The 26396-nt window shown below is 71.5% G+C and carries 33 protein-coding genes and 1 riboswitch; of the genes, 11 read left to right on the top strand and 22 right to left on the bottom strand.

Annotated features, from left to right (window positions below; all coding sequences use genetic code 11):
- Nucleotides 1-98: 98 nt before the first annotated feature.
- The 3 genes from QSK10_RS16180 to QSK10_RS16170 are packed head-to-tail and all read right to left on the bottom strand — an operon-like array spanning nt 99 to nt 1355.
- Nucleotides 99-224, bottom strand: a complete 126-nt coding sequence (locus tag QSK10_RS16180; RefSeq protein WP_285663647.1) for a hypothetical protein — start codon at nt 222-224, stop codon at nt 99-101.
- 53 nt (nt 225-277) lie between these two features.
- On the bottom strand, nt 278-721 hold the full coding sequence (locus tag QSK10_RS16175; RefSeq protein ID WP_285663646.1) for a contact-dependent growth inhibition system immunity protein: 444 nt from the start codon (nt 719-721) through the stop codon (nt 278-280).
- Entirely contained in the window at nt 714-1355 is a 642-nt protein-coding gene (locus QSK10_RS16170; protein WP_285663645.1) for a winged helix-turn-helix transcriptional regulator, read from the bottom strand. Before QSK10_RS16170 ends, QSK10_RS16175 begins: the two co-directional genes overlap by 8 nt.
- Before the next feature lie 76 nt (nt 1356-1431).
- Here QSK10_RS16170 and QSK10_RS16165 point away from each other — a divergent pair, with 76 nt between their 5' ends.
- Nucleotides 1432-1836, top strand: coding sequence for a DUF1761 domain-containing protein (locus tag QSK10_RS16165; RefSeq protein ID WP_285663644.1), 405 nt, complete (start codon nt 1432-1434; stop codon nt 1834-1836).
- A gap of 22 nt (nt 1837-1858) precedes the next feature.
- Here QSK10_RS16165 and QSK10_RS16160 read toward each other — a convergent pair whose 3' ends face one another.
- Both QSK10_RS16160 and QSK10_RS16155 read right to left on the bottom strand, forming a co-directional pair.
- Nucleotides 1859-2335, bottom strand: coding sequence for a hypothetical protein (locus QSK10_RS16160; protein WP_285663643.1), 477 nt, complete (start codon nt 2333-2335; stop codon nt 1859-1861).
- 3 nt (nt 2336-2338) lie between these two features.
- Nucleotides 2339-2599 carry a hypothetical protein gene (locus tag QSK10_RS16155; RefSeq protein WP_285663642.1) on the bottom strand — a complete coding sequence of 87 codons (261 nt, stop codon included), beginning with the start codon at nt 2597-2599 and terminating at the stop codon, nt 2339-2341.
- A gap of 285 nt (nt 2600-2884) precedes the next feature.
- Here QSK10_RS16155 and QSK10_RS16150 point away from each other — a divergent pair, with 285 nt between their 5' ends.
- The 4 genes from QSK10_RS16150 (at nt 2885) to QSK10_RS16135 (ending at nt 6977) form a co-directional block, all read left to right on the top strand.
- Complete coding sequence (locus tag QSK10_RS16150; RefSeq protein WP_285663641.1) at nt 2885-4108, top strand: helix-turn-helix domain-containing protein; 1224 nt, start codon at nt 2885-2887, stop codon at nt 4106-4108.
- Entirely contained in the window at nt 4105-4626 is a 522-nt protein-coding gene (locus QSK10_RS16145) for a flavoprotein (RefSeq protein ID WP_285663640.1), read from the top strand. The genes QSK10_RS16150 and QSK10_RS16145 overlap by 4 nt, the downstream gene beginning before the upstream one ends.
- A gap of 166 nt (nt 4627-4792) precedes the next feature.
- Nucleotides 4793-5566 carry a DUF8832 domain-containing protein gene (locus tag QSK10_RS16140; RefSeq protein WP_285663639.1) on the top strand — a complete coding sequence of 258 codons (774 nt, stop codon included), beginning with the start codon at nt 4793-4795 and terminating at the stop codon, nt 5564-5566.
- A 166-nt stretch (nt 5567-5732) separates the two neighbouring features.
- Complete coding sequence (locus QSK10_RS16135; protein WP_285663638.1) at nt 5733-6977, top strand: MFS transporter; 1245 nt, start codon at nt 5733-5735, stop codon at nt 6975-6977.
- A 51-nt stretch (nt 6978-7028) separates the two neighbouring features.
- On the opposite strand, the gene QSK10_RS16130 is transcribed toward QSK10_RS16135, so the two are convergent.
- From QSK10_RS16130 to QSK10_RS16105, 6 genes are all read right to left on the bottom strand, one after another.
- Nucleotides 7029-7550, bottom strand: coding sequence for an EF-hand domain-containing protein (locus QSK10_RS16130; RefSeq protein WP_285663637.1), 522 nt, complete (start codon nt 7548-7550; stop codon nt 7029-7031).
- Nucleotides 7551-7609: 59 nt separating this feature from the next.
- Entirely contained in the window at nt 7610-8257 is a 648-nt protein-coding gene (locus QSK10_RS16125; RefSeq protein ID WP_285663636.1) for an NAD(P)-dependent oxidoreductase, read from the bottom strand.
- An 80-nt stretch (nt 8258-8337) separates the two neighbouring features.
- Nucleotides 8338-8628 carry a hypothetical protein gene (locus tag QSK10_RS16120; RefSeq protein WP_285663635.1) on the bottom strand — a complete coding sequence of 97 codons (291 nt, stop codon included), beginning with the start codon at nt 8626-8628 and terminating at the stop codon, nt 8338-8340.
- A 14-nt stretch (nt 8629-8642) separates the two neighbouring features.
- Entirely contained in the window at nt 8643-9101 is a 459-nt protein-coding gene (locus QSK10_RS16115) for a carboxymuconolactone decarboxylase family protein (protein ID WP_285663634.1), read from the bottom strand.
- Nucleotides 9102-9284: 183 nt separating this feature from the next.
- A complete protein-coding gene (locus QSK10_RS16110) occupies nt 9285-9809 on the bottom strand; it encodes a YdeI/OmpD-associated family protein (RefSeq protein ID WP_285663633.1) in 525 nt (174 codons plus the stop codon).
- Between the two features lie 25 nt (nt 9810-9834).
- The gene (locus QSK10_RS16105; protein WP_285663632.1) at nt 9835-10170 is read right to left on the bottom strand and encodes a VOC family protein; all 336 of its coding nucleotides are present in this window, start codon (nt 10168-10170) and stop codon (nt 9835-9837) included.
- A 136-nt stretch (nt 10171-10306) separates the two neighbouring features.
- Between QSK10_RS16105 and QSK10_RS16100 the strand changes: the two genes are divergently transcribed.
- Nucleotides 10307-13054, top strand: coding sequence for an ATP-binding protein (locus QSK10_RS16100; RefSeq protein WP_285663631.1), 2748 nt, complete (start codon nt 10307-10309; stop codon nt 13052-13054).
- Nucleotides 13055-13176: 122 nt separating this feature from the next.
- Here QSK10_RS16100 and QSK10_RS16095 read toward each other — a convergent pair whose 3' ends face one another.
- Together QSK10_RS16095 and QSK10_RS16090 are read right to left on the bottom strand one after the other, a co-directional pair.
- Nucleotides 13177-14193, bottom strand: coding sequence for a 3-oxoacyl-ACP synthase III family protein (locus tag QSK10_RS16095; RefSeq protein WP_285663630.1), 1017 nt, complete (start codon nt 14191-14193; stop codon nt 13177-13179).
- On the bottom strand, nt 14190-16079 hold the full coding sequence (locus QSK10_RS16090; RefSeq protein ID WP_285663629.1) for a ThiF family adenylyltransferase: 1890 nt from the start codon (nt 16077-16079) through the stop codon (nt 14190-14192). The genes QSK10_RS16095 and QSK10_RS16090 overlap by 4 nt, the downstream gene beginning before the upstream one ends.
- Before the next feature lie 140 nt (nt 16080-16219).
- On the opposite strand from QSK10_RS16090, the gene QSK10_RS16085 reads away from it, so the two are divergent.
- On the top strand, nt 16220-16432 hold the full coding sequence (locus tag QSK10_RS16085) for a hypothetical protein (protein WP_285663628.1): 213 nt from the start codon (nt 16220-16222) through the stop codon (nt 16430-16432).
- 10 nt (nt 16433-16442) lie between these two features.
- Here the strand turns inward: QSK10_RS16085 and QSK10_RS16080 are convergent, their stop codons facing one another.
- The gene (locus QSK10_RS16080) at nt 16443-17786 is read right to left on the bottom strand and encodes a helix-turn-helix domain-containing protein (protein WP_285663627.1); all 1344 of its coding nucleotides are present in this window, start codon (nt 17784-17786) and stop codon (nt 16443-16445) included.
- Between the two features lie 63 nt (nt 17787-17849).
- On the opposite strand from QSK10_RS16080, the gene QSK10_RS16075 reads away from it, so the two are divergent.
- The 4 genes from QSK10_RS16075 (at nt 17850) to QSK10_RS16060 (ending at nt 20325) form a co-directional block, all read left to right on the top strand.
- A complete protein-coding gene (locus QSK10_RS16075) occupies nt 17850-18080 on the top strand; it encodes a putative antibiotic biosynthesis monooxygenase (protein ID WP_285663626.1) in 231 nt (76 codons plus the stop codon).
- The gene (locus tag QSK10_RS16070) at nt 18077-18499 is read left to right on the top strand and encodes an alpha/beta fold hydrolase (RefSeq protein WP_285663625.1); all 423 of its coding nucleotides are present in this window, start codon (nt 18077-18079) and stop codon (nt 18497-18499) included. Before QSK10_RS16075 ends, QSK10_RS16070 begins: the two co-directional genes overlap by 4 nt.
- Nucleotides 18496-18639 carry a hypothetical protein gene (locus tag QSK10_RS16065; protein WP_285663624.1) on the top strand — a complete coding sequence of 48 codons (144 nt, stop codon included), beginning with the start codon at nt 18496-18498 and terminating at the stop codon, nt 18637-18639. The genes QSK10_RS16070 and QSK10_RS16065 overlap by 4 nt, the downstream gene beginning before the upstream one ends.
- 147 nt (nt 18640-18786) lie before the next feature.
- Nucleotides 18787-20325 carry an amino acid permease gene (locus QSK10_RS16060; RefSeq protein ID WP_285663623.1) on the top strand — a complete coding sequence of 513 codons (1539 nt, stop codon included), beginning with the start codon at nt 18787-18789 and terminating at the stop codon, nt 20323-20325.
- Nucleotides 20326-20375: 50 nt separating this feature from the next.
- On the opposite strand, the gene QSK10_RS16055 is transcribed toward QSK10_RS16060, so the two are convergent.
- The 8 genes from QSK10_RS16055 to QSK10_RS16020 all read right to left on the bottom strand — a co-directional run bounded on the left by QSK10_RS16055 (nt 20376) and on the right by QSK10_RS16020 (nt 26361).
- A complete protein-coding gene (locus QSK10_RS16055) occupies nt 20376-21311 on the bottom strand; it encodes a CorA family divalent cation transporter (protein ID WP_285663622.1) in 936 nt (311 codons plus the stop codon).
- Between the two features lie 61 nt (nt 21312-21372).
- Nucleotides 21373-21558: a hypothetical protein gene (locus QSK10_RS16050; RefSeq protein WP_285663621.1), complete on the bottom strand. Its 186-nt coding sequence runs from the start codon at nt 21556-21558 to the stop codon at nt 21373-21375.
- 307 nt (nt 21559-21865) lie between these two features.
- A riboswitch (M-box (ykoK) riboswitch) is annotated at nt 21866-22045 on the bottom strand.
- A gap of 87 nt (nt 22046-22132) precedes the next feature.
- Nucleotides 22133-22486, bottom strand: coding sequence for a hypothetical protein (locus tag QSK10_RS16045; protein WP_285663620.1), 354 nt, complete (start codon nt 22484-22486; stop codon nt 22133-22135).
- A gap of 76 nt (nt 22487-22562) precedes the next feature.
- On the bottom strand, nt 22563-23204 hold the full coding sequence (locus QSK10_RS16040; protein WP_285663619.1) for a LuxR C-terminal-related transcriptional regulator: 642 nt from the start codon (nt 23202-23204) through the stop codon (nt 22563-22565).
- A complete protein-coding gene (locus QSK10_RS16035; RefSeq protein ID WP_285663618.1) occupies nt 23168-24400 on the bottom strand; it encodes a sensor histidine kinase in 1233 nt (410 codons plus the stop codon). The genes QSK10_RS16040 and QSK10_RS16035 overlap by 37 nt, the downstream gene beginning before the upstream one ends.
- Before the next feature lie 14 nt (nt 24401-24414).
- Entirely contained in the window at nt 24415-25161 is a 747-nt protein-coding gene (locus tag QSK10_RS16030; RefSeq protein WP_285663617.1) for a CPBP family intramembrane glutamic endopeptidase, read from the bottom strand.
- Nucleotides 25162-25272: 111 nt separating this feature from the next.
- Nucleotides 25273-25803, bottom strand: a complete 531-nt coding sequence (locus QSK10_RS16025; protein WP_285663616.1) for a flavin reductase family protein — start codon at nt 25801-25803, stop codon at nt 25273-25275.
- A 27-nt stretch (nt 25804-25830) separates the two neighbouring features.
- Nucleotides 25831-26361 (bottom strand): CGNR zinc finger domain-containing protein, encoded by a 531-nt coding sequence (locus QSK10_RS16020; RefSeq protein ID WP_285663615.1) that lies wholly within the window; start codon nt 26359-26361, stop codon nt 25831-25833.
- Between the last annotated feature and the right edge of the window lie 35 nt (nt 26362-26396).

Below are 26396 nucleotides of genomic sequence, written 5' to 3'. Positions count from 1 at the left end.
AACTGGACGACGCCGTGCGGTCGGTGGTCACGTCGTTGTTGCCGGAGATCTTCTCTTCAGATGAGGTGATGTCCCGGTAGGGAGATCACCACCGTCGCCTACTCGTTGACGGGAAGCCCGCCTGCTCCGCCACCAATCGCGCCCGCCGCGAACGACCTCGTCGCCAGCAGCGCATCGGCGTCCCGCGCGGCCTCGCCGAGGACCGCGAACAGGCCGGGCCGCATCTGCGCCATGATCGAGCGGGCCGACGGGCCGAGTGGGATGTCCGCGAACCAGGTCAGCGCCCGGTGGAGAAGGCCTCGATCGCATCGGCGATCTCCGTCGGCCGATCGGTGACGTCGGCGAGGATCTCACGCAACTGGCACGCCAGTGCGGGCTGGGCCTTCCAGAACGTGGCGAGTACGCGCAACACTGCCGTCAGCAGGTCACCCGGGTAGAGGTCACCTGCCGACAGAGGATCATCCCGGAGCCGCTCCAGGGCCACCGGGATCACGAACTCAAGCCCGATCCGCTGGCCGATGAGGAGCCGGAGGTCCTCGATGGCCAGCTCCCTCATGGGTATGACGCGACGCCGGTGGGCTTCCCGGATCAGCCGCGTTGCTTCGGGTTCGGGTTGCCTCCATCGTCGTCCATCGAGCTGTTCCAGCGAACGGCTTCGGTCGAACTCTCCGTCCAATGTCGCCGTGCCCTCCGATGTCGGATCTGACGGGAATCTAGACACGCGCGGAGAAGGCTCTGCGCAGTACGGCGGGGTCACCTTCGAGGTGTCCTGCGGCGAGCGCCTGATCGACGGTCAGTGCGCCAGCCGCGAGTCCGACGACGACCTCTGCGGTGGCCGTCAGGGTCGTGGCGGGCCGGTGGTCGGGTTGGGTCGTGGCGTGTGGGCCGTCTTCGTCGATGCGGACGGTGGTGAGGACGCCTTCGACTTCGAAGCCGATGTCGAGCGGCGGGTCCATGGTCACGCCTCGGAGGAGTCCGGGCAGGGCGACGGCCAGCCAGCGTGGTTCGAAGGCGTCGCCGGCGCGGCCGGTCATCATCAGCGGGGTGCCCCAGCGGGCGAGTGCCTCGATCGGTTCGCGGAGTCCGGTGCCCCAGGGGGTGAGGGCGTAGTGGACGCCCGTGTCGCCGAGTCGTCGTTCGACGATGCCCGCGGCTTCCAGGGCTCGCAGTCGCTCGGTGAGGAGGTTGGTGGCGACTCCGTGCAGCGAGGTCTTGAGTTCGTTGAAGCGCATGGGGCCGACGAGCAGGTCGCGTGCGATCAGGAGGTTCCAGCGGTCGCCGACGGCGTCCAGGGCTCTGGAGAGGCCGCAGAACTGTCCGTATGAACGGACGCGCGGGTGCTTGATATTTTCCATCGCAGTTGATTTTATCAAGTAGTGCGAGGATGCGCCCGGGATCGCCTCGGACGCCCGACGAGCGAGGAGCCGCGTCATGAAGATCGACTGGCTTGGCACCGTGCCCGCGATCGTGGTCGGCATGGCCGTGGCGGGAGTCTGGTACGGGAAGGTCTTCCTGGCCCTCTGGTGGCGGCTGACCGGGATCACTCCGGCGGAGTCCAAGAGCGCCAGCAGGAGGAACATGATCCAGCTCCTCATCGCCAACGGCGTCACGGCCGTGGGGCTCACGGTCGGGGACGGGATCGCGTCGGCGGCTCTCGACGATGATTCGGTCTGGCCGGCGCTGCTGGTCGGGGGCGTGGCGTGGCTGGCGTTTTCGGCGACGACTCTGCTGCAGCACAATGCGTTCGAGCTCAAGCCCGCGCGGCTGACCGTCCTCAATTGCGCGTATCAGCTGGTGCTGTTCCTGTCCATGGCGCTGGTGATCGGGCTGCTGTGACGGCCGCACCCACCGCGGACGCTCAGGTCGCGCTCTTCAGTGGGATGCGGGCTGCGAGTAGTTGCTGATCGCGTACGGCCTTGTCGACGCGTTCGGCCAGAGGCCCCGGCGTGGCGGCCGTCTCGGAGTCGGGGACGGCGAACACCGGCACGAGACGCCCCGGGCGGGCGAGGTTCGGGGTGAGCCACCCATCAGCGAGGGGTACGGCGCCTTCCCAGATCACCCCGCCGGGGCGGCGCAGGGCGCGCAGGATCGGGCCGCCGTCAGTGCCGGTTGCGATCATGAGTCCCCAGGCGTAGAGGTTGAGGGCGTTGCGGCTTCCGGTGTCGGCGAGCTTGTGCCAGCCGTGGTGCCACAGGAACTCGCGAGCGGACTGGACGCGCTCGTCTCCGGGCCAGATCTGGATGGTCTCGGGATCGTGGCGCAGCAGAAGCGCCGGGCGCAGACCACTGGCGTCGCGCATGAACACCGGCTCGGGGTCGGCGGCGAGGAGCAGCACGGCTCACTCCTCACCGGGGAACGTCAGACCGGAGATCAGCGCCTCGGCGAGCTCGGCCAGGACACGCGGATCGTAGTAGCAGCGGTTGATACGGACACTCCACACGCGCGGGGTCGCATGACCGCCGACACCGACGCGACCGAGGGGCCGATCCCCCAGATACAGCTCGGCGAGTTGCGGCCCACGTGCCCGTACACCGTGGACGGTGATGGGCACCCGGCCGTGACCGTAGTGGATCGTGCCGAGCGGGACGACGGCGCTCATCGCGCGCTACCGGTCATCGCCACACGCCGCGCGCATGTGGCCTCAACGCGGGCGTCGGGGCACGGGTGCGGGCCGCCACACGAGCAGATCTCGACACGGACGCGCCGGCCGCTGCGATCCTCGTAGTGAACGACCAGCAGGTGGTGCGTCATCGTGGTCTCCTCGGCGACGGTGGTCGGGCGGGCTTCCGTTGCGCCCGGCCGTACCGAGGACGCTATGACCGGTTACTCACCGTCTGGTGCCATCTGGCACCACCGTGTCTATGCTGGGAGCGACCCTCGGAGCATGGAGCCGGACGTGGGCGGTCAGACCATCGGGCAGCGCATCGCCACCCGCCGTGTGCTGTCGGGACGAAGTGTGCGGCAGCTGGCCGCGGAGGCGGGGATCGCGCATACCACGTGGGGTCGCATCGAACGCGGTGAGCGTGGTGCCGACAACCGGGTCATCCTCGGTGACATCGCCCGCGTGCTGAACTGCACGGTCGCCGATCTCACCGGCCGTCCCGGGGAGCCGACCACGCGAGCGGAGGCGGCGCTCGCCGGGAGTGTCCACGGTCTTCTCGCCGCGCTCGTCGAGACCAATCTCGATGATGAGCCCACGGTGGCGCCGGTTCCGTTGCATGTTCTGGCTCGGGAGGCCGAGCTCCTCGATGATCTGCGGGTTCGGGCCGACTATGCCGGTGCGGCGGCGCGGCTGGGGCCGTTCACCCGGCAGCTGCATGCCACGACCGTGCTGGCCTCCGATCCGGTCGAGTATGAGGCGGCGCTGAAGTTGACCGTGCTCGGTGCGTCGCGTGCCGGTGGGATCCTGCGGGATGTCGGGCAGCGCGCGGAGGCGTATCTGGCGGGTGAGCGCGCGCAGCAGGCGGCCGAGGAGCTGGGTGATCCGGTGATGCTGGCGGCGGCGTTTCGGACGCGCGCGGCGGCCGCGATGGGGTGTGGCGGCTTCGCGCGGGCGCACAAGCTGGCGGTGCGCGGTCTGGGCAGTGTGGAGGGTGATCTGGACGTCTTCGGCGCCACCGAGACGGCGGGGCATCTGCACCTGCTGGCGGCGATGACCCTCTACGGGCTGCGCCGTGGCGGTGAGGGCGACACGCACCTGGAGGAGGCCGAGCGGCTCGCCGTCCGTACGGGTGACTCCGATGTCCTGCGGCTCTATTTCGGGCCGACGAACCTGCGGTTCTGGCGCCTGGCGATCGCCGTCGATACCGGTGACGCAGAGGAGGCCGTCCGCATCGTGCGCGGCACCAATCCGGCCGCCATCGGCAGTGTCGACCGGCAGTCGATGTTCTACCTCGACGCCGCCCGGGCCTGCGCCCGTCTCGGACACCGTGACGCCGACCGGGCCGCGATCCGCATGCTCGCCGCCTCCGAGCGCATCGCTCCGCAGCGAGCCCGGAGCCATCCCTTCGCGGCCGAGACGATGCGGGTCATCGTGCGTCGCACGAGGCGATCCGACATGGACGGTCCGCTGCGCGCGCTCGCCGTGCGGCTGGGAGTCACGGCGTGAATCGCGTCGTGCACATCATCGGGTGTGCCGCTCCCCCGGTCCTGGACCTCGCCGGACTCCTGGACGTTCTGGCGGCCGACGGCTGGACGTGCTGCATCGCGCTCACGCCGACGGCCGCGCGATGGGTCGACACCGACATCCTCGCCGCCCGGACGGGCCATCCGGTTCGCGTGGAGCAGCGCCTGCCCGGTGAACGGGACCCGTTCCCGCCGCCGGACGCGCTGCTGGCCGCGCCCCTGACGTTCAACACGCTCAATCATTGGGGCAGCGGCCACAACCACAATGTCGCGCTGGGGCAGCTCAATCGGGCGCTGGGGCGGGGTATTCCGATCGTCGCGGTCCCGGCGGTGAGCGCGGATCTTCGGGCGCATCCGGCCTACGGCGTGCACCTCGACCGGCTCGTCGGTGCCGGGGTCCTGGCGCTGGATCCCGATGAGGTGACCGTCCGGCGGCCTGGCGGGGAGAAGACCTTCGACTGGGAGATGGTCGCGAAGGCGCTCGCCTCACGACTCAGGTGATCTCCAGCGTCCCCTGACGCCGTCCCCGACCGGATGCCAGAGCCCACCACGCGGTGACCTTGATCATGTCGCCCGGCAACCATTCCACTATACCCCCTAGGGGTATATGCTCTGGCGGACGGTCACCGACCGGACCAGCACCGGACCTCGCGCACATGGAGGCGTCATGAACGACCACGCACACCACACGACCGGCCACGGCGGAGCACGTCCGGGCGGACTGGCGGTCTCCGAGGACGGCTACACGCTCGAACTCGACGCGCCGATCCTGGCGAGCGGGACGCAGCGGGTCGCCTTCCGGATCATCGGACCCGACGGGAGGCCGGTGACCGCTTTCGAGCGCGAGCACGAGAAGGAGCTGCACTTCATCGCCGTGCGGCGCGACACCACCGGCTTCCAGCACGTTCACCCCGTCCGCGATGAGACGGGCACGTGGAGCACCGAGCTGACCCTCACCCCGGGTGCGTGGCGGTTCTTCGCCGACATCCACCCGAGTGCGCTCGGCCGGACTCTGACGCTGGGTGCCGACGCGTCGGTCGGTGGGCTGTACGAGCCAAGGCCGCTACCGGAGGACACGGCCACCGCTGGGATCGGCGAGTACACCGTCACTCTCAAAGGCGAACTCACCACCGCTGCGGCGAGCAGGCTGACGCTCACGGTGAGCCGGGACGGTGTGCCGGTCACCGACCTTCAGCCGTACCTGGGCGCGTACGGGCACCTGGTGGCGCTGCGTGCCGGGGACCTGGGGTACCTGCACGTCCATCCGGAAAGCGGCGTGGATGCCGTGCCGGGGCCGGACATCACGTTCGTGGTGGTGGCGCCCACCGGTGGCGTCTACCGGCTGTACCTGGACTTCCAGCATCACGGTGTCGTCCGCACCGCCGATTTCACCGTGCGCGCCACCGATGGGGACGCGCACGACTACCACGGCCACCACTGATCTGGAGAATCCGATGTTCCGCCTCAGCCGGTCCTGTCCGGGCTCGCGTGTGACACCCACCGTCCTGGTTCATCGCGGGCCGACGCCCGCGTTCGACTTCGCCGCGTTCTCCGGGGCACGGCCGCCGTCGCGTGGTCGTGGCCCACCGCACGGAAGGACTCCTCCCTTGCGTTTGTTCTCCATTCGCGCCTACCGGCACTTGTTCGCCGCGCAGATCGTCGCCCTGTTCGGTACGGGGCTGACGACGGTCGCGCTCGGGCTGCTCGCCTATGAGCTGGCGGGCCCGCGGGCCGGTGCGGTCCTCGGTACGGCTCTCACGATCAAGATGGTCGTGTACGTGCTGGTGGCCCCGATCGCGGCCGCCCATGTGGACCGGCTCCCGCGCAGGGCGTTCCTCGTCGTCCTCAATGTCATACGCGCTCTGGTGGTGCTGGCGCTGCCGCTGGTGAGCGAGATCTGGCAGATCTATCTGCTGGTCGGGCTGCTTCAGGCGGCCTCGGCGGCGTTCACGCCGACGTATCAGGCGGTCATCCCCGACATCGTCACCGATCGGGCGGCCTTTACCCGGGCCCTGTCGGCCTCCCAGGTGGCGTCCACGATGGAGAGTCTGCTGAGTCCGGTGCTGGCGGCGGTCGCGCTGGCGTTCATGAGCTTCGACCTGCTGTTCCTGGGCACCTCGGTGGGTTTCGTCGCCGGGTCGCTGCTGATCTGGTCGACGCGGGTCCCCAATGCCCGCCCGAGTACCCATGCCGGTGCCTGGGACAAGGCCGTGAGCGGGATCCGGACCTTCGTCGCGACACCGCGGTTGCGGGGTGTGCTGGCGCTGAACCTGGTGGTCGCGGCGGCCGGGTCGATCGTCGTGGTCAACACCGTCAACGTCGTCCGGGACGAGCTCGGCGGATCGCGGTCGGAGGTGGCGTGGATGCTGGCCGCCTCGGGCGGCGGGACGCTCGTGGCCGCGCTCGTACTCCCCCGGGTGCTGGACCGGGTCGCCGAGCGGGCGGTGATGGTGTCCGGAGCGGTGGTCCTGACCGGTGGCGCGATCGCGGCGGTGGGCATCATCGCGGCGGGACTCGCGTCCTGGGCCGCCACGGCGGTCGTGTGGGGTGTGATCGGTGTGGGCATGGCGCTGGTCATCACGCCGACGGGGAGGGTCATCCGGGACGCCGTCGCACCGGATCGCATCCCGGAGGCCTTCGCCGCGCAGTTCTCGCTGTCGCACGCGGCCTGGCTGGTCACCTACCCGATCGCCGGCTGGCTCGGCACCGACGCCGGGCTGACGCTGACGTGGTCAGTGCTGGCGGGGCTCGCGGTGGCCGGGACCGGCGCCGCTCTCCTGCTGTGGCCGCGCCGCGAGCAAGAGCCGACGGCCGTGCCGGTCGCGTCCGACGAGCGGACACTGGCGGCCTGATCGACACGGCCACCTGGCGGGTCCAGCGCGGCCCGCCAGGTGGCCGTCGCGTCAGCCGTGCAGCAGCAGGTTCGGCGAGGCGTCGGCCGGGTCGAGGTAGTAGGCGCGGATCGAGCGCACCCAGGCCTCGGCGGGGACGGAGCCGTCGGGCTCGGCGAGGCTCTCGTGCAGGAGTGCCGCTCCGTCGGGGGCGAAGCCGAGGGCGTTCAGGCCGTCGAGGAACTCCTGGCGGCCGATGACGCCGTCGTTGTCGCGGTCGCAGACGCCGACCATGGCGCGGGCGTAGTCGGCGACGTGCGCGTCGAAGCCGGCCGGGTCGCCGGCGACGGCGGCGTACTCGGCGAGGGTGACGGTGCCGTCCCCGTCGGCGTCGGCGTGCTCGCGCAGGCCCGCCCAGAAGCGGTTCATGGCCTGGTGGAGGGTGCGGGTCTTGGGGTCGTCGGCGGTGAGTCCGAGGCGCGCGGCCACGCGGTCGGCGGCGGCGGTGAAGTCGTCGTGGCGGAGCCTTCCGTCGCCGTCTACGTCGAGCAGCTCGAACCTGGCGCGCAGGCGCTGCGCGATCGCGTCGGTCATTGATCCCCCATTGGGCGTGTATCGGCGTATTGGCGCCGATATCTTAGCCCGCGGGTGTCTCAGTAGGCGAGGCTGACGGTCTGGCGGACGGTGCCGGGCCGGTCGAGGACCTGGAGCATGTGGGCGGCGACGTCGGCGCGGGAGATGCTCATGCCGCGGCGGACGTTGCGTCCGATGGCGGTGCGGTAGGGGCGCCGGGGCTTGTCGGTGAGGTAGGGCGGGCGCAGGACCGTCCAGTCGAGGTCGCTTTCCCGGAGCAGGGTCTCCATGGTGGCCAGGTCGGCGTAGTGGGCGGCGAGGAACCTGCGCAGCAGCGGGCTGATGAGGTGGCGCATGAAGGGGCCGTCGCCGGGGTCGTGGCCGCCGGTCAGTCCGGCGACGGGGGCGGCGCTGATGGCCACGAGGCGGCGCACGCCCGTGGCGCGCATGGCCTCGGCGATGGCGCGGGTGCCGTGTGCGGCGACTCCGGCCTCGGCGTTGGAGGAGGGGCCGAGCACGGACAGGACGGCGTCGGCGCCGCCGACCGCGGACTGCATTGCGGCCGGGTCGGGGTCGGTGAGGTCGGCGGTGATCACGCGCAGGCCGGGGTGTCCGGGCAGTTTGGCGGGGTTGCGGACGGCGGCGGTCACGTCGTGGCCCGCGGCCAGGGCCTGGTCCAGCAGGTGGCGTCCGACGCCGCCGGTGGCGGCGAAGATGGTGAGTTTCATGGGTGCCTCCGAGGATGGTCTCGTGCCCATGACAGTTGGGGCCGGTCGTATGTGACCGGCCCCGGCAGTGATGCCTCGGATCAGATGTCGGCGATGATCTCGCCGCTGGCCACGACGTGGTCGCCGGTGAGGGCGAGGATGGCCGCCACGCCCGGGTTGCCCGAGCTGGCCTGGAGGGCGGCGTTCATCTGCTCGGCGGACTCCCAGGTCCAGGTGTCGACATAGGAGCCGTCTTCGAGCCCGATCAGGCGGGTCCCGGTCAGGCCGGGGAATCCGGCGCGGATTCCGGTGATGGCCTGGGCGCGGCGGTCGAGGAGGTCGTCGAGCCGGTCGGCGGCGACGGTGTAGCGGTGGACGCGGACGGCGGTCATGGGGGTCTCCTCGGCTACCAGGTCACCGAGCCGGCGAGCTGCCGGGTGGTGGCGTTGAGGCGGTTGAAGGCGTTGGTGGTGGCGATCCAGATGACCAGGGCGGCCAGCTGCTCGTGGGTGTAGTGCTCGGCGGCGGCCGCCCAGACGTCGTCGGGGACCGGGTCGGGGCGGTCGGCGAGGCGGGTGGCGGCCTCGGCGAGGGCGAGTGCGGCGCGCTCGGGTTCGGTGAAGTAGGGGGTCTCGCGCCAGGCGGCGACGGTGTGGAGGCGCTCGTCGGTCTCGCCGGTCTTCTTGGCGGTCTTGACTCCGGCGTCGACGCAGAGGCTGCAGCCGTTGACCTGGCTGACGCGCAGGTGGACCAGTTCCATGGTGGTGGCGGGGACGCCGGTGGAGCGGGTGGACTTGGCGAGGGCGTAGAGGGCCTTGCCGGCGTCGGGGATGAGGGTGGCGGGGTTGGGCATGCGCTGTTCCATGGGGGACTCCGTGGTGAGGTGGTGTGTCGTTCAGTGGGTCTTGCTCGGTGCTGTGATGAGAGTGCGGGGTGGGGTTGATGGGCTCGCGATGTGTTGGCGATGGGTGCCGCGATGTGCCGGTGGGCAGGGGGTATCGGCCGGACGGCGGTGGGGCTGCCGTGCGGGTGGTGGTGTGGCGAGGGGTTAGCCGTGCAGGGTGGTGATGGCCTTGTCGATGCGCCGCTGGCGGGTCTCGGGCTTCTTGGCGCTCTCGATGGCGCGGACGTGCTCGCGCTTGTGGCTGTAGGCCAGGCGGTCCCAGGCGGCGCGGGCGGCCGGGTCGGCGTCGAGGGCCTTGGTGAGGTCTTCGGGTTCGGCGATCACGCGGGGCTCGGTGTCGAGTTCGATCTCGACGTCGACTTCTTCGCCGATGGCGACGTCGGCGGCGGTGCGGTTGGCGTTGCTCAGGCCCAGGAGGTGGCGGCCGCGCATGATGGCCACGCGGCTCTTCCAGGTGTGGCCGTTGAGGGTGATGGTCACCGGTGGGCGGGCTCCGCCGCCGAGGGCCTCGACGATCTCGGGTGGGACCTCCAGGCCGCGCATGGGCTCAGGCGGCTCGACGACGGTGCGGAACTTCACGGCGTCCTCCTTACCGGCGTGCCTCTGGTCCTCAGCGTAGGACTTCTCGGCGCGGTCGAGGTCGGTTACGCCCAGCGTGGTGGTCTTCACGGGTCTTCTCCTCGTGGGTGTGGTCTCAGCGGTCCTGGAGGAGTCCGAGGACGTTGCCGTCGGGGTCGGTGACGGTGGCCACCAGGCGTCCGGCGCCGACGTCGCGGACGGGGTCTTTCACGACCGCGCCGGCGGCGACCAGTTCGGCGAGCCTGGCCTCGATGTCGGGGACCTCCCAGTAGGCGACCGGGGAGGTCATGGCCTGTGGGCCGCCGCCGAGGACGAGGCCGATCTGGAGGCCGTCGACGTCGAAGCCGACGTAGTAGGAGCTGTCGGTCGACGGCGCCACGCCCAGCAGCGCGGTGTACACGGCCTTGGCCGCCGCGAGGTCGGACACGGGGTGCAGCATCGTCTTGATCATGTTCGGCTCCTGGGTCGCGTCGGCGTGGTCGTCCTGGCCACGACATGAGCATCTCCCGGCCAGGACGCGGCCACATCCGTGCCGACCACGTAGACCCACACGTAGGTCTCCGTGCGTGTGGTGCAGGATGGTGCGCGTGGAAGCTCAGGGGATCTCTCGCCGGGAGGCCGAGGTGCTGACCCTGGTCGGGGAGCACCTCAGCAACGCCGAAATCGGCGCGCAGCTGTACATCTCCGTCCGCACCGTCGAGACACATGTGTCCTCGCTGCTGCGCAAGCTCGGTGCGGCCGACCGGCGGGGGCTGGCGCAGCTGGCCGCCGAGTGGAGCCGCGCGGCGCATGGTGGCGTCCCGGCTCCGTCGCTGCCTTCTCCGGTGACGACGTTCATCGGCCGCACTCGGGAGCTGGCGGCGCTGACCGCGGCGGTCCGCGAGCACCGGCAGGTCAGCGCGGTGGGGCCGGGTGGGGTGGGCAAGACGCGGCTGGCGCTGGCGGTGGCCGAGGCCGCCGCGGGTGACTTCGGGGACGGCGTGTGGTTCGTCGACCTGGTGCCGGTCACCGATCCGGGGATGGTCGGTGCCGCGGTGGCCGCCGCCGTGGGTATCGGTGAGCAGCAGGGGCGCGGCATGGACGACTCGGTCGTGGCCGCGCTGGCCGACCGGCGCGCGTTGCTGGTCCTCGACAACTGCGAGCACGTCCGCGACGGTGTGGCGCCGTTCCTGGAGCGGCTGCTGGCCGCGTGCCCGCGGCTGACGGTGCTGGCCACCAGCCGGGCGAGGCTGACGGTGCCGTTCGAGCGCGTCCATCCGGTCGGGCCGCTGTCGCTGGACGGCGAGGGTGACTCCGATGCGGTGGCGCTGCTGCTGGAGCGCGCCTCGGCGGTCGGGTGGCCGGTGGCGCCCGAGCAGCGGGTGCGGGCCGCGGCGATCTGCCGGGGGCTGGACGGTGTCGCGCTGGCCATCGAGCTGGCCGCCGCCCGGCTGCCCGCGCTCGGCCTCGACGGCCTGGCCGAGGTGCTGCCCGACCAGCTGCGGCTGCTGACCGGCGGGGCGCGGGCGGAGGACCGGCACCGCTCGGTGCGGGCGATGCTCGACTGGAGTCACGCGCTGCTGGAGCCGGGCGACCGCGCGCTGCTGCGCCGCATCGCCGTCTTCGTCTCCCCCTTCACCGTGGACGCCGCTCGCCGGGTGGCCGGTTTCGCGCCCTCGGAGACCGCGATGGTGGTCGACGCGCTGGCGCGGCTGACCGAGCAGAGCCTGCTCACGCTCGTCCCCTCCCCCGGTGGCACCCGCTACCGCACCCTGGAGACGATCCGGCAGTACGGGAGCGAGCGGCTGGCCGAATCCGGTGAGCTCGACGACGTCCGCGCCCGGCACCTGGCCTGGTCCCTGACGGTCGCCACCGGCCTGGCCGGGGCGAGGCCGTCGGGGACCTGGCGCGGTGACTTCGACGCGGCCGCCGACGACATGCGCGCGGCCCTGGGCTGGGCCGCCGAGCGTCCCGGGCATCGTGGCGAGGCCCACGACCTGGCGATCGCGCTGGCGCAGCTGACGTTCACCCGGAACCTGGCCGGTGAGTCCCAGCAGCGTTACGAGCAGGCCGCGTCGCTGGCGGGCGATCCGGCGGCGACGCGGGTGGCGTTGCGGCAGGCCGCGGCGGTCGCCGGGTGCCGCCAGGACGGCGACGGGATGTACCGGCTGTACCGGGCCGCCGCCGAGGCCGCGACCAATCCTGGGGACACCGCCCGGGACCTGGCCACCGCGGCGGCCGTCACCTACCGGTTCTCCGGCGCCTTCACCCAACCGCCAGCATCGGGTGAGGCCGCGAGGCTGCTGGACGAGGCGCGCGGCCTGGCCGGGGACGATCCGGCCGCCCAGGCGGCGGTCGCGCTGGCCGCGTGCGGCGTCCTCAATGAAGCGGTCGTGCCGCAGGCGACGGCCCTGGCCGAGGAGGCCGTCGAGCTGGCCACCCGCACCGGCGATCCCCTGGCCCTCAGCGCCGCCCTCGACGCGCTCACCGCCGTCCAGGCCTGGGCGGGCGACACCTTCGCCACCGCCGCGACCACCCGCAAACGCGTCGAGCTCCTCGCGTCGCTGCCGGTGACCCCGGCCAGCGCGCACGAACGCGTCAACGCGCTCTCCGAGGCCGCCGAGACGTCCGTCGGCGTCGGTGACCTCCACGCCGCCCGCCGCTGGGGCGAGCAGCTGCGCGACCTGCCGCTGCTGGCCGAGCGCGGCGACTTCGCCACCTCCCGCCTCCTGGTCGCCGACGCCCTGTCCGGCAACGTCGCCGACGTGCTCACCGGCAGCGGGCGCTTCCGCGACGCCTGGGAGCGCACCGGGAGCCTGCCCGCGCCCGACCTGGCCACCGCGGCCGCCGCCGTGGCGATGGTCCACGGCCTGCGCGGCGACGACGGCGCGAGGGCCGAGTGGCTGTCCATCGTGGCCGCCATGGCACCGGAGCAGGGCGCGGGCTTCAGCGCGGTCTTCGACGCGATCGTGCGGCTCCACCACGGGCACGCCGACCTGGCTCTGCCCGGTCTGCGGGCCGAGCCCGGTGAGATGGGCGAGTGGGCCATCTGGGTCTGGCAGCACTGGTACGTCGCTTTGCGGGCCGAGGCGTCGGTGCTCACCGGACACCCCGAGGCATCCGACCGGATCGGTGCCGCGCGGGCGATCGTGGCCGGGAATCCGGTCGCCGAAGCGCTGCTGGACCGGGCTCGGGCGCTGCTCGACGGTGACCGGGACGGGCTGCTGGCCGCCGCGGCGTCGTTCGAGGCGGCCGGGTGCGGCTACCAGCGGGCGCGCACGCTCGTCCTGGCCGGTGGCGAGCATGCGGCGGCCGGGGCGGACGCGCTGGCGGAGCTCGGTCTGGCCCGTCCGTGACGTCCGGGGCGGACGCGCTGGCGGAGCTCGGTCTGGCCCGTCCATGACGTCCGGCGCGTCGCTTGGTCGTCGCGGGCGAACGCGGCCCCATGCCCGGGGGCCGCGCCCACTGCGGCCGGACGCTACCGGCCGGGATGGCGGAAGATCAGGGTGCCCCACTGGAACCCGGCGCCGATCGCGGCCATCGCGTAGGCCTGGCCGGGTCTGAGCCGCCCGGCGCCGGCGACCTCGTGCAAGGCGGTGAGCATCCCCGCGCCGCCGGTGTTGCCGAGCCGGTCGAGGGTGATGGGCGCTCTCTCGGGCGGTACGCCGAGGGTGGCCAGTGCCTCGGTGAGGATGTTCAGGTTGGCCTGGTGCAGGAAGTAGTGGTCGATCTGCGACGGGGTGAGACCGGCCCGGGCGGCGGCGGTGGTGATGCTGTCGGGCAGGTTGACCGTCGCCGACTTCCAGACGGCGCGGCCGTCCATGTGCACATAGTGGCGTCCGGCGGCCAGGGTCTCGGCGCTGACGGGCAGGCGGGAGCCGCCCGCGGCGATCTCCACGTCGTAGGACAGCTGGGAGCCGTGGTGATGGGCCAGCAGCCCGCCGTCGGTGGCGCGGCCGAGGACGACGGCGGCCGCGGCGTCGCCGAAGAAGATCCTGGTGGTCCGGTCGGCGGGGTCGGTCACCCGGGACGCGCAGTCGGCGGCCACGACCAGGACGGTGCCGGTGGCCGGGTTCTGCAGCAGGTGCGCGGCGAGCAGGACGGCCTGGAGGCCGCCGACGCATGCGGCCTGGGTGAGGTCGAGTGGGAGCGCGCCGGCCGCGCCGAGCCGGTCCTTGACGATGAGCGCCGTCGACGGGAGCGGCTGGTCATAGGTGTAGGTGGACACGATGATCGCGTCGACGTCCAGAGCGGACCGCCCGGCGGCGGCCAGGGCCGCTTCGGCGGCCGGGACGCACATGTCCGAGGTGGCCAGTTCCGGCTCCAGCCAGCGGCGTTCGCGGATCCCGGTGCGCGAGACGATCCACTCGGCGGTGGTGTCCAGGCTCTCGGTCAGCTCCCGGTTGCCGACCACGCGGGGCGGCAGGTGAATTCCAGTGCCCAGGACGGCCACCGGGACGGGCAGGCCGCCGGCGGGTGCGCGGTCGGGGCTCATGCCGCGGTCTCCAGGTCCGGTCGCCGGTTCCCGGCCGCGTCGCGGGGCATCCCGGAGGTGTCGCGTGCGGCGGCGAGCAGCTCGGTGAAGTCGGTGTAGTACCTGCCGGACGGGCAGTCGCCGCCGAGGAGGATCCGGCGGGCGGCGTCGGTGACCAGCGCGCCGCCGAGGGCGACGCCGGAGGCGAGCTGGGGCCAGCTGCTGAGGGTGCGGCCGAGTTCGGCGATCGAGGCGCGCAGTTCGGGGCTGATGCGGTCGAGGTCGACCATGTCGAGGATGAGCGCGATCCGCTCGTCGCGGCTCAGGCCGGCCGCTTCTTGTGCGGTGATGCGGATCCGGCCGTGGAGCAGGGGTCTGGCCGGTTCCAGGTCGAAGCGCTCGACGTCGAGCATGCCGCGGTCATTGCAGTCCATGACGACGGGGACGCCGAGCAGGCGCGCGCGTTCGCGGGCGGCGATCTTGACGTGCGGGCTGTCGCATTCCTCGACGAGGAGGTCGAGGCCGTCGACGAAGTCGGCGAGGTTGCCCTCGTGCAGGCCGTCGGGGAAGATCTCGATGTCGAGGTAGGGGTCGATCTCGAAGAGCTGCCGGGCGGTGAGCACGGTCTTGTTCACGGCGAGATCGGCCACTCCGGCGCGCAGCCGGTTGAGGTTGGACAGTCCGAAGTCGTCGAAGTCGGCGAGGCGGAACCGGCCGCCGATGCCCTCCAGGGCCAGGGTGACGGCGGCGCTGTTGCCCACCGACAGTCCGGCCACGCCGATGGTGCGGCCGAGGAGCCGTCGCTGCTCGGGTCGCTCGATCTTGCCGCGGTTGCGGTCGGTGCGCACGAGCCTGAATTCCTCCCGGGGCAGGACGTGGACCAGGCGCGCCGACCACGGGTAGTGGACCCAGGTCCCGTATTCCCAGGCGGCCAGGCCGGCCAGCTGCTCGGCCCGCTGCGTTGGGTCTGGCACGGTCTTGGGGTCCCGGCTGGAGATCAGCTCGCCGATCTGGTCCTCGATCGTGTCGTGGACCTCGCGGATGACTCCGGAGGCCAGTAGCGCCTCCAGGGCGGTCCGGTCTCCGGGATCGGACGGGGTGAGGAGGGTGGGACGCCAGGAGCGCAGGTCGGGCTCGCGGCCGCGGAGCGCGGCGGGTGTCCCGGAGGATTCCCGTGGCACCTGTCGGGGAAGGATGCCGCCGGTGTGCTCAGCCGTCTCGGGTGGTCCGATGCACAGGGAGGCGAACTCGGCGGCGAGCCGGGCGATGAGGTCGGTGTACTCCCCGGCGCCTTCGGCCGTCCGCTGCATCATGAGGACGACGTCTTCGGTGTAGCGCTCGACGTAGCGGCGTGTGCCCGGTACGGCCCGGAATCCGAAGCGCTCGTGGAATCGGTCCTGGCCGTCCTTGGTGCCGGAGGTGCCGGTCATCGCCGCGGCTCCCAGCGCGTGTGCCGCGGCGATCGCCACGGCGTTGAGGTGGATGCCGAGGCCGAGCTTGCGGGCCCGGTGCTCGACGACGAGGCGGCTGTGCTCGAAGACCCGTCCGGCGGGCAGTCCGTGCTCGGTGAGCAGGGCGTCGTAGGCCTGATCGCCGAGGTACTCGCGGGACTGGAAGCGGGCGGTGGCCCTGGGCATGGCGAGCCGGACGTAGCCCAGTGGCCGGGCGCCGGGCTCGCGGCGGGCCAGGAAGTGCCAGGCGTCGTGGTCGAGGTCCTGGGGGTCGGTGTGGCGTCCGTCGGTGTGGCGGAAGGATGGCCTGCGGCCGTTGTCGTAGAGGACCCTGGCACGCAGGTCTTGGATCTCGGCCAGGGCTTCGGTGTCACCGGAGGCCTGGAAGGCGTCGATCAGCCAGGGACCGACGCTGAACGCCAGGCGCAGGCCGCCCGGCGAGACATCTGCAATCACGGACGAGATCGTAGGTGGCAAACTTCACAATCTTCAGCATTTGAGACTTAAGGCGAGTTTTCACGTGAAACAAGATGAATAGGACTCAACTCCTCGGCTCGCGGAGGCTCGGTGGCGGGCGATAGGGGTCGCTCGTCCCGGTGCGCCACTTCGGCGACTACGCGGGCATGGGGATGCCGTACCGGAATCGGGGCGAGGTGACGCCGCGGTCATGGGTGATCCTCGCCGGGGAGACCGGCATGGACGCCTACGACGTCGAGGTGGACCGGCCGGTGCTCACCGGGAGCCCGGTCAAGGCCGCCGCGCGGCTGGGCGGCTTGGTGGTGGAGTGGGCGCTGTGGCACCTGGCCTGAGCGCCGCCGGTCACGCGCGCCCCTCCATCCGTGACCGCGCCCTCGGCAGCTCCGGCGGCACTCGCCGTCCGGTCGCCGACAGCGCGCGGCGGTAGGCGTCCAGGGCGGCGGTGGCGTCGCCGAGGCGCTCGTTGAGGGCCGCGATCCGTTGCCAGGCGGCGGACTCGTCGCCGCGGGAGTCGCCTCCGGACGCCAGGATCGCGGTCGCCTTCGCCAGCTCCTCGGCAGCCCCCTCGGCTCCGGCGACGTAGATGGCCTCGGCGAGGTTCAAGCGCGCGGCGAGCTCGCGGCGCGTCCCCTCACCGGCCACGCCCGCCACGAGCCGGCGGGCGAGGGTCAGGGCCTCGTCGACGTGGCCGGCGTGCATGGCGGCCTCGGCGTAGTTGCACTCGGCCTGGGCGAGGGCGGCCAGTGGGGCGCCGAGGTCGCGCAGCTCGCCGATGGCCGCTCGCAGGATGGCGAGTGCCTCTTCGGCGCGGTCGGCGTCGGCGTAGGCCAGGAACTGCCCGTAGACCCCGCGCAGGGTCGCCAGGCTCACCGCGTGGTCGGTCTCGCCGAACATGGCGATGGCGCGTTCGGCGAGGTTGAGGGAGTCGGCGGTGCGTCCGCTCATGTGGGCGAAGATCGAGGCGTTCCAGTAGGCCGAGCCCCGGGCCAGTGGGCTGCCCAGCTGGTCGGCGATGCGGATGAGGCGTTCGATCAGCCGGACGGCGCGGTTGAGGTCGCGGAAGCGCAGCAGCCCGGCGAGGGTCACGCCCAGCCGGATCGCCGACTCGTGCCAGGGCAGTCCGAGGTCTTCGAAGGCGGCGAGCGCTTCTTCGGCGAACTCGATGGCGGCGGCGCGGTCGCCGTCGTCGGTGAGGGTGCGGGCCAGGTCCACCGACCGTTCGGCCCAGGCGATGGAGCCGGGTTCGGCGGCCTGCCGCAGTTCGGTGAAGTCGGCGATGGCGTCGGTGAGGCGGTGGAGGGCCTCGTTGGCGTTGGCGCGGCCGAGGAGGGCGCGTGGTCGCAGGCGGGGTGGGCAGTCGGTGAGGACGGCGTCGAACTCGGCGAGGGCTTCGCCGGCGGAGCCGTTGCGGAGGGCGATCTCGGCGAAGGCGATGCGGCGTTCGGGCTCGATGTCGTCGGTGGCGGCGCCGGTGGCCAGGTACTCCGGGGTGGTGCCGAGTTCGCCGGCGAGCAGGCGCAGGGCGGCGGTCGAGGGTGTTCGCGTACCGTTTTCGATCATGGAGAGGTAGCCGGCGGACATGCCGGGGCCGGTGAGGTCGGCCTGGGAGCGTCCGGCGGCCAGGCGCAGGTCCTTCACGCGGCGTCCGGCGTGTTCGTCGGGTACGAGCGGTCCTGCGTGAGGCATGGCGTCATCCTAGTCGTGAACCCTTGACTTCACAAATCTTCACACCTGTGCTCTACTTGCGCCGTGAAAACTTCACAACCGGCGCGATGGAAGTCGGCGACGGTGGTGTGGCTGGGCCTGTTCCCACTGCTCCTCCTGGCCGAGAACCTCATCGGGCCACTGCTGGGAGGCCTGCCCGGGCCCTTGCGGCTCGCGCTCGTCTCCGCCGTGCTGGTGCTGGCGATGACCTACCTGGTCGTCCCGGCGCTGCAGCGGATTCTTCACAACTGGCTCACCACTGGAGTTAACAAATGAGGATCGTCATCTCCCGCGCCATGGGGACCACCGCCGAGTCCCTCTGGTATCCCTACCTGGCCAAGGTCAATCCCGACGCCGAGGTCGTCGTCCCCGAACTGCCGCAGAACCCCGAGATCGGCACCTGGCTGCCGCCGGTCACCGCCGCCGCGGGCGAGGGCCGGCCCGGCGAGACCGTCCTGGTCGGGCACAGCCTGGGCGGACCGAACCTGCTGCGGCTGCTGGAATCGCACGAGGGTGAGCCCTTCGCCGGTGTGGTGCTCGTGGCGAGCATGTCCGAGCCGATCGGCTATGAGGCCCTTGAGCCGTTCTTCGCCGGTGGCTTCGACTGGGCGCGCATCAAGAAGGCCGCCCGCCGTTTCGAGGTGCTGACCGCCGCCGATGACCCGGTGCTGGCCCGGACCCGTTCGTGCACGTGAAGACCTTCGTCACCGAGCTCGGCGCGACGGCCACCGTCAGCGCCGAGGGCGGCCACTTCCCGATCTGGGACGACCAGGCCGCCCCGCCGCTGCCGATCGACCTGCCCGAGGTCGCCCGGCTCGTCGCGAACTGCTTCTAAGTTCGCGACGCGTGTGACGCCCACCCCGCCACGGGAGGGGTGGGCGCACGCTCTGGGGCACTGTGCACCTTGACAGCCCGTGTCCACTGTGACTCAATCGGTGATCTGTGACCTGCGGGTCGATGGTCTCCGGCCGAGGAGGATGCCATGGCACGGCGAGGTGAAGGGGCCGGGGCGGAATTACCCGGCGCGGACGAGCGGCGGCTGCACGAGCTGGGTTACGCCCAGGAGCTGTCGCGGAACATGTCGGGTTTCTCGAATTTCGCGGTCTCGTTCACGATCATCTCGATCCTCTCGGGCTGCCTGACGCTGTACGCGTTCGGGATGAACACCGGCGGGCCGGCCGTGATCGTGTGGGGCTGGCCGGTGGTCGGTGTCATGACGCTGTTCGTCGGGCTGGCGATGGCCGAGGTGTGCTCCAGTTTCCCCACCGCCGGTGGGCTGTATTACTGGTCGGCGAAGCTGGCGCCGTCGAGGGGGGCCGCGTGGAGCTGGTTCACCGGCTGGTTCAACTTCCTCGGGCAGGTCGCGGTGACCGCGGGCATCGACTTCGGGGCGGCGTTCTTCCTGAACGCGTTGCTGGACCTGCAGTTCGGCTTCGACGCCACGCCGGGCAACACGATCCTGCTGTTCGGGGTCATTCTCGTGCTGCACGGGCTGCTGAACACCTTCGGTGTACGGCTGGTCGCGCTTCTCAATGACATCAGCGTGTGGTGGCACATCGGGGGTGTGGCGCTCATCGTCGGTGCGCTGACGGTGCTGCCCGATCATCATCAGTCGGCCGAGTTCGTGTTCACCGGGTTCGTGAACAACACGGGCTGGGGCTCGGGGATCTACGTCGCGCTGATCGGTTTGTTGCTGGCGCAGTACACGCTGACCGGGTACGACGCCTCGGCGCACATGACGGAGGAGACCCGGGACGCGGCGCGCTCTGGTCCCAAGGGGATCGTCATGTCGATCGGCGTCTCGCTGGTGGCCGGGTGGATTCTGCTGATCGGGCTGACCTTCGCCATCCAGGACTACGGTGGCGCGCTCGACAGTGACACCGGTGTGCCGCCCGCGCAGATCTTCATCGACGCGCTCGATCTGCCGATCGCCAAGGCGCTGCTGGTGATCGTGGTCGGGGCGCAGTTCTTCTGCGGGATGTCGTCGGTGACGGCGAACTCGCGGATGATCTACGCGTTCTCCCGGGACGGTGCCCTGCCCGCCTCGGCGTTCTGGCACCGGATCAACAAACGGACGCGGACGCCGACGAACGCGATCTGGCTGGCGGCGGCGGGCGCGTTCGTGCTCGGGCTGCCGTATCTGTGGAACGAGACGGCGTACGCGGCCGTCACGTCGATCGCGGTGATCGGGCTCTACATCGCCTATGTGCTGCCGACGATCCTGCGGCTGCGGCAGGGTGATCGCTTCGTGCGGGGGCCGTGGCATCTGGGACGCTGGAGCCGCCCGGTCGGGGTGGTCGCGGTGGTGTGGGTGGCGTTCATCAGCGTGCTGTTCATGCTGCCGCAGAAGTACCCGGTGGAGGCCGGGACCTTCAATTACACGCCCGTGGCGGTGCTGGTGGTCCTGGGTTTCGCCGGGATCTGGTGGCTGGTCTCGGCGCGGCGCTGGTTCACCGGCCCGAAAGTGCAGGGGACGCCGGAGGAGCTGGCGGCGATCGAGCGCGACCTGGGCTCGGTGTGAGGCGGGGCCTCACCGCGACGGCACGACCGTCGCGGTGAGAGGGAGGCGGTCTAGCGCAGCCAGCCCTTGCGCTTGATGTACCACAGTGGAATCAGCGCGGCGACCAGCGTGAGCGCGGTGGTGATCTCGAAGCCGTGCAGCCAGCTCAGCTCGGGCATGTGGGTGAAGTTCATGCCGTAGAACGTCGCGATCAGCGTCGGCGGCAGGAACACCGCGGTGATGATGGTGAAGATCTTCACGATCTGGTTCTGCTTGACGTCGAGCGAGGTCATGATCGCCTGCTGGAGGTAGCGGACCTTGTCGTGCTCGAACCCGGCGTGCTGTTTGACGCCGTCGATGTCGGCCAGCAGGATGTCGATGAGCCCGGCCAGGTCCGGGTCGCCGGTGCCGACCTCGGCGCGCAGGTGGCGGGCGGCGCGGGCGAGCAGCAGCTGCGACTCCTGGCACTGGGAGACGATCTCCTCGGCCTCGTTCATGCGGGCGATGGTGTCCTGCATGTCGGTGACCCCGATCTCGCGCCCGGCGTCGGTGTAGCCGTTGGTGGCCTGGGCGATCTCGTCGCTCATCGTCTCCAGGACGTCGGAGGCGTGGTCGATGACGCGCTCGGCGGTCTCGTTGAGGGCCCACAGGAGGGCGTACATGACGCCGTGGGCTCCGGTGGCCAGGGCGGGGTTGCGGCGCATCTTGGCGATGGCCTTGTCGAAGGGCGCGAAGGGCTCGCCCGGGTGGAGGGTGATGAGCCGGTGGTCGCCGAGGGCGAAGGTGACGTCGGCGCGGCGGATGGTGTCGCCGTCGCGGACGTTGACGCGCACCGGGAGGTAGGTGAAGTCGTCGGTCTCCCAGACGCGCCCGGGGGCGGTGGTGAAGTCCACGCCGGTGGCCTCGCCGGTGGCGGTGATGAGGGCCTCGTCGGTGTCGGGGAGGCGGATCCAGACGCGGCGCAGGGTGGCGGGGTCGAACTTGCGGTCGATGATCGGGTGGGTCATGTGCTCGGTCCTTTGCGGAAGGGGGTGGCCGGGGTCTTCGGGGACGGATGTCGGGCTCCCGCTAGGGGTTGTAGGGCGAGGTGGAGGAGCTGCCGCTCTCGGCGGGCTCCTCATCGGGGGCGGCGTAGTGCACGGCCAGCAGGGCCACGCAGATGAACAGGTAGAGCCCGATCGTGAACAGCAGTGCCTGCCGCTCCAGGTTCGGGCGGCGGGACGTGGTCTGCGGGACCTTCGTCAATGTGGTCACGGGATTTTCCTTTCCGGCGGGAAATGGGCACGGTGAATGGCGTTTCCGCGCAGAGCACATGCGGAAACCGATCAGTGCTGGAATTCAGGCGTCACGAAATGCCGACGTGACGAGAGTGCGCGAATCATCGCGTGAGAAAGAGGGCGATGCCTCAGGCGCGCGGGCCGTTCGGGCCGACGCGTGCGGGTGCGGACGGCGAAGCGCCCTGGGTACTGTGACTCTGACCGGCGTCCATCGCCGCCACCTCCTCTGTTCCGTAGAACAACAGCCAGGAGGGCCCCGAACAGCCCGAACGCGGGCCGGAAGGGTTATGCCCCTGTCTCGTAAGAGCTTTGGCACTGCGCGGCGTACCCGTCCCCGGAATGAGACGGAAGCCACTTGGGATCACCCCTTAAGCCGAGGTGACCTGTCCTGATCCGGGGCGTCTCTCGACGTTTGGGATCAGTGGCCTGTGTCCACGCAGTAGCCTCACCGAACGAAGCAACGCATTCATAGTGCCATCCGGTAAATGGAGCGTCAACTCGGGGTAGCGGTATTCACATCCGCCCGCGAAATACACCGGTGCCCGAAACCTTCAGTTCTCCTCCCCCGCACCGGCCGGACGCTGGCTCAGCTGCCAGGCGTCCATCGCCGTCGACTCGGCGACACCGAGCAGGCGGGCGGCGCGCAGGACGCCCTGGCGTTTCACACCGGCACCGCGGTCGGCGAGCCACCCGGTCCACTCGCGACGGACGCGGTCGAGGTCGAGTCCGGCGGCGGTGGCCGCGCGCAGGACCTGGTCGCGGTCGAGGTGCCGGTCGGCGAGGACGCCGTGGATGACGATCTGCTCGCCGGAGCGCAGCGCGGTGGTCAGGACGAGGACGTCGAGTGGTTCCCCGGCCGGGGGCTGGGCGAGGGGGCCCAGGCCGTCGGTGAGCGGTGTGGACATGGTCGCCTCCCGGCGGGTCGGTGTGGTGTGTCCAGGATGCGCGCCGCGGGCCCGCCCGGGGTGTCGGCGCGCGGCGTCAGCGGCGGAGGTAGGCCAGGACGGCCAGGACGCGCCGGTTGTCGTCGTCGGAGACGCCGATGCCGAGTTTGGTGAAGATCCCGGCGGTGTGCTTGGCCACGGCGCTCTCGCTGACGTGGAGGGTGGCGGCGATGGCGGCGTTGGAGCGTCCCTCGGCCATCAGTTCCAGGACGTCGCGCTCGCGTGGGGTGAGGGCGCCGATGGTGCCGCGGGCGTCGCCGCGGGCGAGGAGTTTGGCGATGACGTGGGGGTCCATGACGGTGGCGCCGGCGGCGACGCGGCGGACGGCGTCGATGAACTGGGCGGTGTCGGTGACGCGGTCTTTCAGCAGGTAGCCGATGGCGCCCTCGCCGCCGCCGAGCAGTTCCTGGGCGTAGAGCTGGTCGACGTACTGCGACAGCACCAGGACGGGCAGGCCGGGGTGGGCGCGGCGGGCGGCGAGGGCGGCCTGGAGTCCCTCGTCGGTGAAGGTGGGCGGGAGGCGGACGTCGACGACGGCGATGTCGGGCGGGTCGCCGATGAGGGCGCGGTGGAGGGCGGGGCCGTTGTCGACGGGGGTGACCTCGCAGCCGTGTTCGCGCAGGGTGCGCACGAGGCCGTCCCTCAGGAGGAAGAGGTCTTCGGCGAGGACGACGCGCACGGGATCTCCATGGTCACGGTGGTGGGCCCGCCGGGCGGGCTGTGCAGGGCGAGGGTGCCGTCGAAGGTACCCAATCGGCGCACGACGCCGGACAGGCCGGTGCCGCCGTCGATGGTGGCGCCGCCGCGGCCGTCGTCGGTGACGGTGATGTGGAGGCGGTGGCCGTCGTGGGTGACGGCGATGGCCACGGTGCGGGCGCCGGAGTGCTTGGTGGCGTTGGCGAGGGCCTCGCTCACGGCGAAGTAGGCGGCCGATTCGACCGGCGCGGGCAGGCGTCCGATCGGCTCGGCGGTGACGTCGACGTCGAGGAAGCTGTCGAGGGCCAGTGAGCGCAGGGCGTCGGTGAGGCCGCGGTCGGCCAGGACGGGCGGGTGGATGCCGTGGACGAGGTCGCGCAGGTCGGCCAGGGCGCGTGAGGAGGTCTCGCGGACGTCGAGGAGGAGGGCGCGTGCGGTGTCGAGGTCGGTGTCGAGCAGGCGGGTGGCGTGGTCGAGGGTCATGCCGAGGGCGATGAGGCGGGCCTGGGCGCCGTCGTGGAGGTCGCGTTCGATGCGGCCGAGTTCGGCGGCCTGGGCGTCGATGGCGTCGGCGCGGGTGCCGGTCAGGTGCTCCACGCGGCGGGTGAGGGCGGTGGAGCGGGGTGCGGCCAGCAGGAGCCTGGTCCAGCGGGCGTGGAGGCGCAGCACCGGTGCCGTCGCCCAGAGTCCGGCGGCGATGAAGGCGAGGCCGAGGGCGGCGGCGGTGAGCATGGCCGGGGTGCTGGTGACGGGGATGAAGGCGTACCAGTTGCCGTCGTCGACGCGCCGCCAGATGAGGGGCTGGACGAGGGTGCCGAAGAGGCCGTAGGCGACCAGGCATTGCGGGACGGCGACGAGGAGCCCGCCGATGCCGGGTTCGAGGTTGGCCCACAGGAGGTCGCGCCAGAAGGACTCGGCGCCGATGATGGCGCCGGCCTGGCTGCGGCGGCTCGCGGTGCGGTCGGGGTTGAGGGGTTCCGGCTCGGCGACGGGTGCGGCCCAGCGGCGGGCGCGGTCGGTGAGGGACCGCAGCCACGCCGCCGTGCCGGGCAGGATCGCCAGGCCCAGGCCGAGTGGGAGGAGCAGGACGGCGAGGACGACGCAGGCGCCGGACGTCCACGCGGCCAGCGCCAGCCAGCTGCGCAGGACGCAGCGGCCCAGGGCCCGCACCTGTCTCATCGTCTTCTCCCCTTTCACGTCCGGGGGATGCTAGCCCGCGCCTTGAGGGTGTAGGCGATGGCGGCGGTCAGGCAGGAGGCGGCGAAGAGGGCCATGGGTGTGACGGCTCCGGTTTCTTCGTCCATGAACAGCAGCATGCCGAGGTTGATGAGGGTGTGGAAGGTCCCGGCGAGCAGGAGGCGGTGTCCGCTGTGGTCGAGGGCGATGCCGAGGACGACGGACATCGACACGGCGGCCAGGACGAAGGAGGCGGCGTAGAGGGGGTCCTGGGCGAAGACCTGGACGTGCCAGGCGGCCCACATGACCCCGACGGTGACCGATGAGGTGAGCAGGCCGAATCTGGCGCGCAGGAGGGGCTGGAGCAGGCCGCGCCAGCCGATCTCCTCGGCGCAGGCTCCGGCGAACTGGGCGACGGCGATGAGCGCGAAGGGGTGCTCGGGTGCCTCGAAGCCGCTGCGGGAGCGGATGAGGGCGTAGGCGGCGGACGCGGCGGCGATGATCGCCGGTCCGGTGAGCAGGACGGCGATGGGGCGGGCGCGTCCGCCGATGGTTCCGGCGAGGGCGGGGGTGATGCGGCGGCGCCAGAGGAGGGCGAGGATGGCCACGGCGATGGCCGGGCCGAGCTGGACGAGCTGGAGGACCTCGCCGGGGATGTGGGTGGCGGGCTGGATCGAGGCCAGCGCGCCGGAGGCGAGGATGGCGATGGTGTAGAAGGCGGCGGCCGGGAGGAGGACGTGTGCCAGGGGTGGGCGGGGGTGCATGGGTGTCGCTTTCGCCGTCGGTGTGGGACGGCTCGACGATGCCCGGGAATCGGGTGGTCGCCATTGGAGTGAGGTGCCCGGCCGGGGTGTACCCAGGTACACCCCGTGTGGTCACTGCCCGAGGTTGCGGTAGCGGCCGCGGGTGTAGGCGAGCAGGTCGCCGGCGCCTTCGGGGAGGGTGACCTCGTCGATGGTGGCGGTGATCAGGTCGCTCCAGCCGAGGGGGCGGCGGTCGGTGACGGTGACCAGCGCGGTTCCGGCGGCGTCGGCCAGGATGGGGCCGATGGGGCCGTCGGTCCAGTCGCCGGTGCGGAACATCCCGCCGGGTGAGGGGTGGAGTCCGGCGAAGACGTCGGCGAGGGTGCGGTGCGGCCAGCGCAGGATGTTGATGACGGCGCGGCCGTTGTCACCGAGGGTCTCGGCGAGGTCGCTGTCGGGGTCCAGGAGGGCGCAGACCGAGGCCGGTTCGCCCGCGGCGACCATCATCGAGGACACGGTCAGGCCGGTCTTGCCGGAGGTCCACACGGTGACGGGCGCGGTGAGGCGGCCGCGCAGGCGGCGGGCGGGGTCGCGGTCGCCTTCGGGGGTGGCGAAGGGGTGATCGGTGTGGATCATGGCGCCCGGCTCTGGTGCGGTGTTCACGCCACCACCGTACGGTGCGGGGTGATCTCAGGTGCCGGGCTGGGAGCCTTTGGCGGTGCGGGCACGGTGGGCGGCGACGGTGGTGCGGCTGGCGCAGGCGTTGGAGCAGAAGCGGCGGGTGCGGTTGCGCGACTGGTCGACGAAGAAGTTCCCGCATCCGCTCGCCGCGCATCGTCCGAGGGTGACGGCGGGGTCTCCGGCGACGATGAGGGCGAGTTTGGCGGCGGTGAGCCGGCCGAGCCAGTCCCGGGCGGGGGTGCCGTTGCGTCCGAAGTGGACGTGCCAGGCGCCGGTGCCGTCGTGGTCGGACAGGTGCATCTCGGGCGGGTAGTCGCGCAGTAGTTCCCGGACGGCCTCGGGCTCGGTGCCGTCGACGGTTTGGGCGAGGGCGCGGCGGACGAGATCGGGGAGGTCGCCGTAGTCGCCGCCGGGTGGCGGGGTGATGTCGTGCTGGGTGAAGAACGCGGTGACCAGTTCGCCGTCCTGGTCGAGGGTTCCGGTGTTGGCCAGCTCGACGGCCAGCTGTGTCACGTTCCCGATGTAGTTACCGTACTGCACTTGACCGCCTACATTCTCGCCCATACTGTAGGCGC

Origin of the sequence: Actinorhabdospora filicis (assembly GCF_030269765.1) — a bacterium.
Lineage (GTDB): Bacteria > Actinomycetota > Actinomycetes > Mycobacteriales > Micromonosporaceae > Actinorhabdospora > Actinorhabdospora filicis.
Note: the sequence above shows the minus strand (reverse complement) of the source record. Positions and strands in the feature narration are given on the sequence as shown.